This window comes from Catalinimonas locisalis, assembly GCF_038039535.1.
Lineage (GTDB): Bacteria > Bacteroidota > Bacteroidia > Cytophagales > Cyclobacteriaceae > Catalinimonas.
Genome location: NZ_JBBPHP010000018.1, coordinates 36853 through 49843 on the forward strand (window position 1 = coordinate 36853; position 12991 = coordinate 49843).

Consider the following 12991-nt stretch of genomic DNA (forward strand, 5'->3'; position numbering starts at 1 on the left):
AAGGCTAAAAAGATTCAAAAACTTACATATTTAAGCCTGAAAAAATATGAAAATACTAACAAATAATAATAACTATTAAATTTTAATATAGTCAAAATCAATACAAAAATAATTTGATATTCAACTAAATTTCAACAAAAAATATCAGCTTTTTTTTGCAGCCTGACAGCAAAAAAATTTATGAAAAAAAAATAAAAAAAACTCTAACGTTTCACTAATCGCTACTTGCTTTTCAGCATAAGATACTGATATCTAATTTATTGAGCCCAGTATCTTAAAGTAAAGTCTAAATATTTTATATTAAATTTTTCTAATAAATATTTAAACTTAACAGTTATTTGATATGAGAATTTCTACAGCTTTTTAGCTTTAGTTTAGTGTCAAGAAAATGAGTGTTTTTTTGTTTTCTATTTTTTTTTCATTTTTACCAACCCTCGCAAGTTAATTCTCTAGATAAGAGCCTAATTTGTGAACATCAGTCAAAAGAATTTCCGGCATTTATATAATGGTGCCAATAATTGATTATGCTTATGAGCCCTAACCCTATGCTGATGCAAAAAGATCATCAAATCATCTGGAACAACTGTTTACAGATCATAAGGGATAATGTTGGCGAACAAAGTTTTAAGACATGGTTTGCACCCATTAAGCCATTACGCTTAGTCAATAAAACGCTCACTTTGCAAGTACCTAGTCAGTTCTTCTATGAGTGGTTAGAAGAGCACTACGTTTATCTGCTAAGAAAAGCTATTGATGCTGAAATTGGTTTGGATGGACAGCTAGAATATTCAGTGATTGTAGACCAAAACAATCAGAAGAATAGGTCTTTACCAGTCAACTCACCTAATGCAAATATTAACGAATCACCAAACTCAAAAACCTTTCCTAAAAACAGAACGGATCGCAAACTTCAGTCTCAGCATAGCCGGGATTATGATGGCCCTTTTTCATTTCAAAACATTGAGAGTCTAAAGCAGGAATCTCATTTAAATGCAAAATATGATTTTGATTCATATATAGAAGGTGACTGTAACCGACTGGCCAGATCTGCTGGTTATGCCGTTGCTATGAAGCCAGGAAGCACAGCTTTCAACCCACTCATGTTATACGGTGGTGTAGGGTTGGGTAAAACACACTTAGTACAGGCAATTGGTAATGAGATCAAGAAAAGTTTTGAAGGTAAGTTTGTGCTTTATGTATCCTCTGAAAAATTTACTTCACAGTTTATAGAGGCTCTTAAAAACAACAATGTTCAAAAGTTCACCAACTTCTACCTTCAAGTGGAGGTATTAATTATTGATGATATTCAATTTCTATCCGGCAAAGAGAAAACACAGGAAATCTTCTTCCATATTTTCAATCACCTGCATCAGTCCGGAAAGCAGATTATCATGACCAGTGACTGCCCTCCCAGAGATCTTCATGGTTTAACTGAAAGATTAATCTCCAGATTTAAGTGGGGACTTACAGCAGACCTTCAAACACCTGACTTTGAAACAAGAATTGCAATTATTCAGCGTAAGATGCAGAGTGATGGCATGTTTATTCCTGACGATGTTATAGAATATGTGGCTTATAATGTAGACACTAATGTACGAGAATTGGAAGGTATATTAGTTTCATTAATTGCCCATGCCTCTTTAAATGAAAGGAATATTGATCTTGAGCTCACTAAACAGATTCTTAAAAACATAGTCCAGAATACTGAACCGGAGCTCAATGTAGATCAAATTCAGAAAACAACTTCTAAACAATTTAATATCACGCTGGAAGATATAAAGTCCAAAACCAGAAAGAAGGAAGTAGTAATTGCTCGTCAGGTAGCCATGTACTTGTCCAAGGAATACACTAAGCACTCACTAAAAGTTATAGGTTACCATTTCGGAGGTAGAGATCATGCAACAGTGATTCATGCTGTGAAGTGTGTACAAGACATGATAGAGCAAAATACAACCATTGCTGATGAAATCAGGAGCATCAAAACTAAATTGAAGATTAAGAAGTAATCATCAGACTTATGCGCTGCTTATTTTGTATTGCTTTCTTTATTCAGTTACCACTATTTCTCGTCGGACAATCCCTGAATGTATCCAAAAAGCTCATCCTGTCTGCACCTCTTGCTAAGGAAAGCCTTGAGCGATCCATTTTTATCAAAAATTCAAGTAGCAGTGAGGCCAGCATAAATCAATTGTTGATCAGAGGCAGACATGCTACTGATTTTCATTTGAATACAGTAGTAACCTTTCCTCTATCCATTCCTGCTGACGATTCTGTTGAGCTGAGCTTCACATTTAAGCCTAAAGAAAATGTTGGGATACATACATCCACATTGCAAATTAATTCTGCAGCATTTGATGATGGGCATGCCTTGGTTCAGCTGGTTGGACTAGCTAATAAAGGTATGGAAGGAGAAAATGAACCTTCGCTTCATACCATTCTGGAAACACTTGGTTATGCCATTGACATTGGCGGTACTTCACTTAAGCTTGGTACCGAAGACTCCCTCTTAGGTGACGAAGTTCAGCTGAAACAATTTGTAAGTGCCTCAAGTGAAAAAGTACAAATTATTCCTGTGGCTCGTTTTTCTCCAGAAGGTCAGGTTCCTTTTGGATATTATCAAGAAAAAGACAGCCAACTCATGTATAATAAGGTGGGAACTCTATCTGAAGAATATCTTCAACATCAATCTTTATTTCCACGGTTAACTTCAGGAAAGACAAGCTTTGCACCTGATAAAGGAAGTTTCGGAATATTTATCTCAACAGATTCGCATGCTACATATACTGATTATACTCTGAACACCGAAGTTGAGCATGCCTGTAGAGTTTACCCACTAAAAGACAGTGATGGCAATACTATTGAAAATCATTACCTGATCTGTTTTGAGGAAGCTACAAATGGTGATTATCAGGATTTTGTGTTTGTGATCAGTAACGTCAGTCCATATTTAGCTCCCTAAGCTTTTTTCAATTCCATGATAGTAATTTCTGGTAAAATACCTATTCTTCCGGGAAATACTAAATAGCCATAGCCGCGATTCACATATAGATACTGTTCTGCCTGCTGGTACAGGCCAGCCCATTGCTTATAGCGATATTGCACCGGGCTCCACTTAAAGTCACCGATTTCAATACCAAACTGCATTCCATGCGTATGCCCGGCAAACATAATATCAATGTCTTTGTACTCCTGACGTACTTGCGCATCCCAATGGCTGGGATCATGGGATAATAAAAGCCTGACCGGAGCATCCTGAGTGCCTTTGTAAGCCTGATCCAGCCTACCGTATTTTGCAAATCCGCCGGTGCCCCAGTTCTCAATACCCAGTATTGCAATTCTGTCGCTGCCCTGTTGTAAAAAGCGATTATCGTTCATCAACAAATCCCAACCCATCTGCTTATGCACCTGTATCAGATTTTGCAGGTTTTTCCTTTTCGCATCTGCAGATTGCCAATTGGCATAATCACCGTAATCATGATTTCCTAAAGTAGAATATACCCCCAGAGGAGCTTTCACCTTGCTGAAAATATCCTGATACTCTTTAACTTCATCTGCTCTGTCATTTACTAAGTCGCCAGTAAAAAAAATAAAATCAGGTTTTTCTGCTAACAACATATCTATACCACCTTTCACTGCAGTTTTGTTAAAAAAACTACCGGAGTGAATATCTGAAATCTGGGCTAAGCGTATGCCGTCAAAGCTGGTTGGGAGGTTTTTGAGGTAAACAGTTTTCTTTCTTATTCGGTAGTCATGAGCACCTGAAATAATTCCGTAACCCATTGTAAGGGCTGGTACAGCAGAGACCACAAGTGAAGATTTTACTAAAAAATCTGATCTGGAAATACCACCTCCCTGTGATGCATTGTCAGTGGAGGAAGGTGCAAATTGTGCCCACACCCAACGTACTGCTCTTCCAACATCATCTACCATCAGAAAGACTACTCCAAAGATTTTAGAGAAGTAGTTAACGAAGATGAACGAAAAAATAATGGTCCGCATATCTCTCCCCATCTCCGTTTTCCCTCCCAGGTTATAGTAAAGAAACCCGCTGATGCTTATTATGGTAACTGCCCAATATAGAATATAAATTACTTTTCTCCAGCTACCTGAAAGCTCATCAATGAGTGAACGAACAGCCTGAAAGACATACCAGTCCATTATAAAGAAAAGCAAAGCTACAATACCTACAAATGTCATTCTATTCATACTAAACTCTTTACAAAAATAAACCCATCTAATATGTAGATGGGTTTATCGCTTATTTATTGTTTGGGCTAAGAAACTTTAGCCACTTTTCGTTTGTCAAATGCTCTAATTTTTATTTTATCAACCAGGAGATACATAACAGGAACTACTACCAACGTTAGGAAAGTAGCGAAAACTAACCCAAAGATTACCGTCCAGGCCATTGGACCCCAGAAATCCGCATTGGGTCCACCGTAATAAATTTGAGCGTCAAAGTCAGAGAATAGTGTAAAGAAATTAATATTCAAACCGATAGCTAATGGTATGAGTCCCAATACCGTTGTAATAGCAGTTAAAAGTACCGGACGTAGCCTCACTCTCCCTCCATCTATGATACTATTTAGTATTTCGTGATAAGGTAATATTTCGTCTTCAGCCACATTTAACTCAGATCTACGCCTTTCCCTGATCAGATTGGTATAGTCAATGAGCACGATAGCATTGTTGACCACAACACCTGCCAAAGAAATAATACCAATTCCTGTCATGATCACTACGAAGCTCATATCAAATATTACTAATCCCAGGAATACACCTATTGTACTCAATATTACTGAAGTCATGATGATGAAAGGGGTCATAACGGAATTGAACTGGGAAACAATGATAAAGAAGATGAGCATAACCGCTATCATCAATGCGTTGAATAAGAACTGGCTGGATTCTTCCTGCTCTTGCTGCTCTCCGGTAAAGCTCACTTCAAAGCCTGCCGGAATATCAATATCCCGCACGACATCCTGTATACGCTGATTAATTTCAGTCGCATTATATCCTTGCAATACATTTGAGGAAAGCGTAATCACTCGGTCCAGATCTTTTCGCTTAATAGAACCATAAGTAGATGAATATTTCAGATCCACAACCGAAGAAATAGGAATCTGACGCATATTTCCCTGATTGTCACGGAATGTGATACTCTGATTAATCAATGCATCTACATTGTACCTGTATTCCTGAGCTAGTCTCAGTTGAATGGGATAGTCATCTTCCCCTTCTTTAAATTTAGATACCTCAAGCCCGAAAAGCGCAGTCCTTAATTCATTGGCGATGGTTGAAGTTGAAAGCCCGAAACGGCGTGCTTTATCCCTATTAATATCCACCAGGAGTTCAGGCTTTCCTGTCTCCAGATCTTTCTTCAATTCTTCAATCCCCGGGATATTTGCCTGTTCTATCTGCCCTTGTATTTTATTGGCTACTGCTATTAACTGATCGTAATCCTCACCGCTAATCTCTATATTGATAGGCTTACCTACCGGCGGACCAGTTTGATCTTTGTCTACAGTAATTTCAGCTCCTGGAAACTGACTTACCATATCTCTCACATCATCCATTACTTTAGCAGTAGAAATGTCGTTCCGTAATTCATAATCCAGAAAAGAAATATTAATTCTGGCTTTATGAGGAGTATTTCCAGGGCTAACGCCTTCATTTGGATCATTGGCATTCTCACCCACCTGGGTAATCACTGCCTCTACAATTGAATCGTAAGGCTGGAGTACTTTGGTTAATTCATCTTCTATTCTCAGTGTAAGTTCGTTGGTAGCTTCTATGTCTGAGCCTATAGGTTTTTGAACAAATATGTTGATATAATTGGGTTCATTACTGGGGAAAAATTCAACCAATGGCTGCTTAACTACAACCAATCCAATAGAGAAGAACAATAGTAAAACCGTTCCGAAAAAAACGAAATACGGATTCTTACCTCTTAAAGAAAATGTGATGGTTTTGGTATATACTTTTTCCATCCAAGTAAGAAAATGTTCCTGAAACCACTTGATGGAAGGTACGAACACATACAGATTAAGTGGTATAAGAAGCGCTGCCAGCATAAGCAAATTGGCAATCGTAAATACCTGAAATAAATAAAACGGGATAGCTAACACAGCCAGAATACCAGCGGTGATCATTAATTTTTTCCGTTTTCTTTTGGTTAGACTACTTCCTACCCTCATATACATAGATGTAAGCACAGGGTTGATCACCAGGGCTACAAATAGTGAAGAAGAAAGTACGATGATCAGCGTAATCGGCAGATAGCGCATAAACTCTCCGATAATACCACTCCAGAAAGCCAAGGGTAGAAAAGCTGCAAGTGTAGTAGCTGTAGAAGTAATAATAGGCAACGCGACTTCACCTACACCTTCTTTAGCAGCTCTGATGGATGAATAACCTTCCTGCATCAGGCGGTAGATATTTTCCACTACCACAATACCATTATCTACCAGCATACCTAAAGCCAATATCAGAGAAAATAGCACCATCATATTGATTGTGACATCAAGGAAGCTCAGTACCATGAATGACATAAACATAGAAAGAGGAATGGCTATACCTACAAAAAGTGCATTTCTAAGATTCAGGAAGAACATCAGCACTATCACTACGAGTATAACCCCAGAGATTATACTGTTCTCCAAGTTATTCAGCATGGACTTGGTAGACTTAGACTGGTCATTGGTGATCAGTATTTCCAAATCAGGAGGGAAGCGGTTCTCCTGCGCTTCAGCAACAATCTCTTTTATTTTATCTGAAGCTGCTACAAGGTTTTCACCTCTTCTTTTTACAACACCTAAGGTAACAACTGGATTATTATTCATACGAGCGTAACTGCTGCGCTCTTCATAGGTATCTGAGACAGATGCCACATCCCTGACGTACACAATGTCACCACCTTCATGCTTAACTATTACATCTTCAATTTGATCAGCCTCAGTAAATTCTCCAGCAACCCTTAGGGATCTTCTAAATTCATCAGCTTTAATGTTACCACCCGAAATTGTTACGTTCTCTGCAGCAATGGCATTCTGAATATCAGAAAAAGAAACTTCCATCGCCTCCATCTGGTACGGATTTGCATTGACCTGAATTTCACGCTCCATCAATCCGCTGATATTTGCTTCCTGTGTTTCCGAAAGTGATTCAATTTCATCCTGAAGATATTCAGCGTATTCTTTCAGTTCGTTGTTACTATAATCACCCGAAATATTAATATACATGATAGGCAGATCCTGTAGATTGATTTCAAATACATTAGGATCTTCGTCCAAATCAGTAGGCAGTTCACTCTTTGCCTGATCCACCTTATCTTTTACATCCTGTAAAGCTTTAGCAAGGTCAACATCCGGTGTAAATTCAACAATGATGGTAGAGTAATCCTGAATTGAAGTGGAAGTAATGTTGTCTACTCCAGTTATACCTTTGATTTCTTTCTCAATAGGACGAGTAACCAGATTCTCAATATCCACAGGTGAATTACCAGGATAGGGCGTACCTACATAAATGGTAGGGAATACTACTTCTGGAAAGCTTTCCTTGGGCATAGTTACATAGGATGTGATTCCTAGTACGGCAATTATAAACCCAAGAATAAGGATACTGGTCCGATTATTAACAGCCAAAGAGCTTAGACCAAATTCTCTTTTGATGTCTTTTTTTTGGTTGTCCATGCCTATCTAAATATCAGAGATAAATATTTTAATTATTTGAAGAGACTGCACTGCCTGTCCTACTCAGATCGGCAATTTTTACTTCTCCTCCTTCTGCTACTTCACGTGCCCCCTCATTGATTATCTGATCACCTTCTTCCAAACCTGAGGAAATCATGGTTTCATTACTATATGTCATTCCTCTTTCAACACGCTTTTTCATAGCCGTCATACCATTTTCAGTTTGGTTAGCCACAAATACATAATCTCCACGATTGTCGCTCTGTATCAGATTAGTGGGAACCACGATAGCATCATCCTGCTGGAAATCTTTAATTTCCAAAACTGCTAAGAGATTAGGCCTTAACAAACTAGCCTCTTTGGGTAGTTTGACTTGTATCTCAAAAGTTCTGTTATTTTCGTTGATAACCTGACCAACCGAGCTTATAGATGACTCTATAGTTTTGTTTAAAGAAGGAAATCTTACAGTTACTGAATCTCCTTTTTCAAATTCGCCTAAATAAGCCTCTGATACATCTGCTACTATGTACATTTCTTCAAGGCTTACCAGTCTTAACATGGGAACTCCTGCCATGGTCACTTCCCCTTCTTTGACAAAAACCTCATCAATAGTTCCACTAAAAGGAGCATGAAGTATATAGTTGTCCAGTTGGGACTGTGCTGAAGCCAGCCTTCTTTCCAGAGATTCTTTGTTATTTTTGGCCTCCAGATACTGCATTTCCGTACCAATCTCCTGGTTCCAGAGATTGGACTGACGCTCATAACGTGTGTTGGCTAACTCCAATGAGGTTCTCAACTCATCTATATTTCTTCTGATGGTTTCCGCATCCTGTGTGATCAGGACTTGTCCTTTCTTAACCATATCCCCTTTCTCAACATTGACGCTGGTTACTTTAGCAGATGCCTCAGAGTTGATAGTCACATTCCTATCAGAGGCTACATTTCCACTTACATGAATAAAGTGTTTAAATTCTTTATGCTCTACAGGCATGGTAGTAATCAGAGTAGCATTGTTGCTGGCAAGTGCAAAATCTGGATCCTCAGAAGCAATTTCTTCTTCCAGAGTTGAAATTTTACTTTGCAGCTCTTTTATCTCATTCTGGTACTCCTTGAGCTGGTTTTTTTTAGCTTCTACACCTTCATCCTGCTGTCCACAGGCTACTGCCAAAAGTGCAAGGGGGGTAAACAAATAAATAAATACTCGGTTCATCATATATTTATATTATTCTTGATCATTAATAAGTTTTCCTAAAGCCTTTTCCAGATCTACTTTTGCAATTAAAGCATCGTACATTGCACTATAATAATTAGTTTCTGCTTGTTCCAATGCATATTGAGCATCTGTAACTTCAATGTTAGAACCGATACCTTCCTGATATTTTATCTTTGTAACTCTGAAAACTTCTTCAGCTAATTCCAGATTTTCTCGCTGGACCTGTAAGTTTTTGATACTGTTTTCTAATTCTACTCTAGCCTGTACAATTTCCAGATCTATACTGTTCTTCAACTGACTTGAGGAATTTTGAATCTGCTGTAACTGAAGCTTATTTTTTTGAATTCGGTTGTACTTTTGCAGGCCATCAAAAATAGGAATACTTAGATTAAGCCCCCATGAACCTAATTCGTTCCAGCGACTTAAATCTGTAAGACGACCTAAGTTATCAGCTCCGTTGTTGTACCCAAAATTAGCATTAGCAGTTATTTTAGGTAAATATTGAACCCGATTGTTTTTGATGTCAAGTTCAACCAATTGCTCATTGACCTGCAATTTTGCGAACTCAAATCTATCCTGATATTGAAAATCATTACCATCTTCTACGGACCAGTTTTCTTCAATATCTTTTATCGTTTCAGATAATTCAATCTCAGAATCAATCGGCATTCCCATCTGAAATTTCAGGAGTAATAGACTGACTTCAGTTGAGCGAAGAGAATTTTCAAACTGAGTCTTGGCATTATTAAATTGAACTCTAATACGGTCGACATCTATTTTCTCAGCAAAGCCATTCTCATACATAAGGTTAGTCTCATTTAGAAGAGAGTCCAACCGCTGATAGTTGTTTTCCAAATCAGCTGACCTTTCCTGACTTACTAAAGCAGTATAGTAAGCTTTTGAGACCTGCTCGGCTATATTGCTTTTGGTCAATAAGTAATCTTTTCTTGCTAATTCGGAATATACACGAGCAGCTTTCAAACCAACAAAGTAGGCCCCATCAAAAATCATCTGGCTTGCATTAATGGTGGCATTTGATTGGTGCTGAATACCAAATCTTAAAGCTACTTCTTCATCGGAGGGAGTTTGTCCACCATTGCCTCCCCCCCCTACAAAATTACCAGCACTAGCGGGAAGGTATACTGTAGGTACGGCAAAGTTATTTGTATAAGTAACTGATGCATCAATTTGGGGGAGACCCTGTGCTTTGGTAACTCCTACATCCGCTTTGGCTATTTGAATATCCAATAATGCATTTTGTATGTTTTCACTATTGACAAAAGCATATTCAAGACATTCCTCCAGGCTCATAGCGCCATTAATTGCTGTAGTATCAGACTGCTGAGCATGCAGTGGAAATGCAAATGCTACAAGCAAAATAACTGAAGCAGTAAAAAATTTAAATTTCATTAGAATTCTTTTTTTCCTGATAATGATTTAATGTATCCAAACCTTTTTTTGTCAAAATGCCGTGTACAAAATGATCAAATAACTGACGTTGCACTTCTTTAAAATTAAATTTTTCTCTGGGAAATAAGTCAGCATCGTATGCCATCTGTATTTCTTCCAAACGCAGAAGTGAAAGCACTTCAACATCAATTTCCTGCCTGATATAACCTTCTTTTTTTCCTCTGTTCAGAGTATCCATAAGAGAGAATAAAAAGACATTTTCTTTAAATTTCAGATAAATCTCCCAGGCATTTCTATGATACCTTTGCAGATCAAAAAGCACTGAAGGATTGACACTTTGCCCATGTTCACGGATGTACTTTGAAAGAAGTATTAATTCCTGTATTACATCCCTTGCCTCTGATTTGATTCGGTTGATTTGTTCCCCTTCTCTTTCCATTACCCTTTCGGTAACCAGGCAAACAATTTCATCCTTATCTCTAAAATGTTGGTAGATTGTTTTCTTGGATATTGCTAATTTCTTGGAAATATCATCCATCGTCACACTTCTCACACCGTAGGCTAAAAAAAGATCCTCCGCCACCTGTGCAATTTGTTCTTTACTCTCCACTTTTGTACATCAAATATTTGTAAATACAATTTCACTAAGGAAACTAAAGAGTTTTTCTTAGTTTCTAAGGGCGTCTAACGATGAGTAAAAGCAGTAAGTTTTCTTTTACTCTATTTTTTTTCAAAAAATTTTTCAGTTCTTTCGTTGGCTTTGAGTTTTAATTATTCATTCACCTTTAATTGCTAAGTGGTAAGTAAGTTTGTACACTTTAAAGAAGTCACTTTACACTATCTCAAATACGGATATGGCAGTGAAGCTCTCATATGTTTTCACGGTTACGGACAGAACGCTTCTGTGTTTCAACCGCTGGCAGAAGCATTAGGCTCAAAGTATACTCTCTACTCATTTGATTTATTTTTTCATGGTAAAAGTGAATGGAAAGACTGCGGGTTACCTTTATCATCTGATTTTCTAGCTCAGATATTTGAGTACTGGATCAATCAGGAGAAATTAACTGATATTAACTTTTGCGGATACAGCCTTGGTGGAAAAATAATAATAAGTCTGCTACAGAAGACTAAAATACAAGTAAAAAAAATTCTACTCATCGCACCAGATGGAATAAAAACCAACTTTTGGTATGATTTAGCTACTTATCCCTATTGGGCTAGAAGAATATTTAAATATACAGTAGAACATCCATCAGCATTCTTCAGAATCGTAGATGTATTGGGTGATATAGGTGTACTTGATAATGGTGTAGTCAGATTTGCAAAATCTCAAATGAATGATAGGACTAAAAGAGAAAAGGTATATAACACTTGGCTTATATACAGAAAGCTTAGGCCAGAGCTTCAAACCTTGTCTAGAAAAATCAATGCTGAAGATATTTATCTTGTATTGTATCTGGGCAAATTTGATAAAATCATCACCTTTAAAAGAGTACAACCTTTACTAACGCAATTAAATCAATATGACTTCTTTTTACTTAACAAAGGTCATAACAATCTCATTAAAGAGGTTGCCAAAGATAAGTCTTTGAATTTCTAATTACTTTTTTTTAGTACTGATTGTTTTCCCTTTTGTGCTCAATGTAAAGAAATCAAAATCAATAAGATAAGCACAGGAAAAACTAAAAACATGGTTTGAATAGTTTAGATCATCATCAAACCCGAGTATATCAATATATTGAGTTTCAGGCTTTGCCATATTAGTATGCCCAAAAGTATACCTAAAATCTAACATGATGTGATGCTTTTGGATAGGCAACATTGCTCCTATTCCTACATCCACCCCCAATAAAAAACGATTGGGATGTGTAACTACCACGACATTTTCACTGGCTTCTGCTTGGTCAAATGCAATGGAATAATGTAGTTCATCCAAATTATATTCAGCAATTTCTCCGGTTTGTAATACACCATTACCTCCTAACCAGTAAGAAACATTTGGCCCTGCATTAAAATAAAGCTGGTTAAATCCTATCGGATAAGAAACTCTTAACAAAACCGGAAGCGAGATAAATTTGTACTTTTCTTGGTTGAAGTCATTATTTTCAATCCCTTTCAATCGCTTAGTTACCTGATTATAAAGAATTTCTGTTTGAAGAGACAACAAATCGCTTACCTTGATATTGCTCACTAAGCCTGCATGATAACCCAATCCAAAATTGCTATTGTACCTGTCGTAGTATTCTTTATTATCATATACTGCCCGGCTAGCCTGTACTCCCACCTTTGGTCCAAACCTTACTATCTGCGCATGAGCAATGTTGGCTTGGGCAAAAAGAAAAAAAAGTACAATTATTAATATAGTTTGAGTCTTCATTGTGGATAGAAATATGGTTTGAATGAAATCCTTTCAGCTTACCTCATCACTAATTTTTTTCTGTTGATTTTGTGAAAATCCTGTAAAAGCTAAGTATTTCACAAATTTTACTAGCTATTATTATACCATTCGCCACACATTTTCCTTCACCTATTTAAGCTTTATTACATAAGCTTTAAACATTATTATTCTTTAATATTAGATTAATACAATTATTCATTGGATTACCATAAACTATGACATTGTAATATTCTAATAAATAATAGACTTAAAATTATTATGCTAATTCCTTTCTTTACA

At 37.1% G+C, this 12991-nt stretch carries 9 protein-coding genes; 3 read left to right on the forward strand and 6 right to left on the reverse strand.

Features of this window, described 5'->3' with window-relative positions; translation table 11 throughout:
* Positions 1 to 551 precede the first annotated feature (551 nt).
* Both dnaA and WJR50_RS19720 read left to right on the forward strand, forming a co-directional pair.
* Positions 552 to 2006, forward strand: coding sequence for a chromosomal replication initiator protein DnaA (gene dnaA, locus WJR50_RS19715; RefSeq protein WP_341295034.1), 1455 nt, complete (start codon positions 552 to 554; stop codon positions 2004 to 2006).
* A gap of 11 nt (positions 2007 to 2017) precedes the next feature.
* The gene (locus tag WJR50_RS19720) at positions 2018 to 2959 is read left to right on the forward strand and encodes a hypothetical protein (protein ID WP_341295035.1); all 942 of its coding nucleotides are present in this window, start codon (positions 2018 to 2020) and stop codon (positions 2957 to 2959) included.
* Here WJR50_RS19720 and WJR50_RS19725 read toward each other — a convergent pair.
* From WJR50_RS19725 to WJR50_RS19745, 5 genes are all read right to left on the reverse strand, one after another.
* Complete coding sequence (locus WJR50_RS19725; RefSeq protein WP_341295036.1) at positions 2956 to 4206, reverse strand: metallophosphoesterase; 1251 nt, start codon at positions 4204 to 4206, stop codon at positions 2956 to 2958. The genes WJR50_RS19720 and WJR50_RS19725 overlap by 4 nt on opposite strands.
* 68 nt (positions 4207 to 4274) lie before the next feature.
* On the reverse strand, positions 4275 to 7691 hold the full coding sequence (locus tag WJR50_RS19730; protein WP_341295037.1) for an efflux RND transporter permease subunit: 3417 nt from the start codon (positions 7689 to 7691) through the stop codon (positions 4275 to 4277).
* A gap of 28 nt (positions 7692 to 7719) precedes the next feature.
* Positions 7720 to 8904 (reverse strand): efflux RND transporter periplasmic adaptor subunit, encoded by a 1185-nt coding sequence (locus tag WJR50_RS19735; protein WP_341295038.1) that lies wholly within the window; start codon positions 8902 to 8904, stop codon positions 7720 to 7722.
* A 9-nt stretch (positions 8905 to 8913) separates the two neighbouring features.
* On the reverse strand, positions 8914 to 10314 hold the full coding sequence (locus WJR50_RS19740) for a TolC family protein (RefSeq protein ID WP_341295039.1): 1401 nt from the start codon (positions 10312 to 10314) through the stop codon (positions 8914 to 8916).
* Positions 10304 to 10924, reverse strand: a complete 621-nt coding sequence (locus WJR50_RS19745; RefSeq protein WP_341295040.1) for a TetR/AcrR family transcriptional regulator — start codon at positions 10922 to 10924, stop codon at positions 10304 to 10306. Before WJR50_RS19745 ends, WJR50_RS19740 begins: the two co-directional genes overlap by 11 nt.
* A 186-nt stretch (positions 10925 to 11110) precedes the next feature.
* On the opposite strand from WJR50_RS19745, the gene WJR50_RS19750 reads away from it, so the two are divergent.
* Positions 11111 to 11914, forward strand: coding sequence for an alpha/beta hydrolase (locus tag WJR50_RS19750; RefSeq protein ID WP_341295041.1), 804 nt, complete (start codon positions 11111 to 11113; stop codon positions 11912 to 11914).
* On the opposite strand, the gene WJR50_RS19755 is transcribed toward WJR50_RS19750, so the two are convergent.
* Entirely contained in the window at positions 11915 to 12691 is a 777-nt protein-coding gene (locus WJR50_RS19755; RefSeq protein ID WP_341295042.1) for a porin family protein, read from the reverse strand.
* Positions 12692 to 12991: the final 300 nt, after the last annotated feature.

What these genes read in the sequence shown, in the direction of transcription:
- WJR50_RS19755 (WP_341295042.1), bottom strand. Translation starts at nt 12,691, where the DNA reads ATGAAGACTCAAACTATATTAATAATTGTACTTTTTTTTCTTTTTGCC.
- WJR50_RS19720 (WP_341295035.1), top strand. Translation starts at nt 2,018, where the DNA reads ATGCGCTGCTTATTTTGTATTGCTTTCTTTATTCAGTTACCACTATTT.
- WJR50_RS19730 (WP_341295037.1), bottom strand. Translation starts at nt 7,691, where the DNA reads ATGGACAACCAAAAAAAAGACATCAAAAGAGAATTTGGTCTAAGCTCT.
- WJR50_RS19725 (WP_341295036.1), bottom strand. Translation starts at nt 4,206, where the DNA reads ATGAATAGAATGACATTTGTAGGTATTGTAGCTTTGCTTTTCTTTATA.
- dnaA (WP_341295034.1), top strand. Translation starts at nt 552, where the DNA reads ATGCAAAAAGATCATCAAATCATCTGGAACAACTGTTTACAGATCATA.
- WJR50_RS19740 (WP_341295039.1), bottom strand. Translation starts at nt 10,314, where the DNA reads ATGAAATTTAAATTTTTTACTGCTTCAGTTATTTTGCTTGTAGCATTT.
- WJR50_RS19735 (WP_341295038.1), bottom strand. Translation starts at nt 8,904, where the DNA reads ATGATGAACCGAGTATTTATTTATTTGTTTACCCCCCTTGCACTTTTG.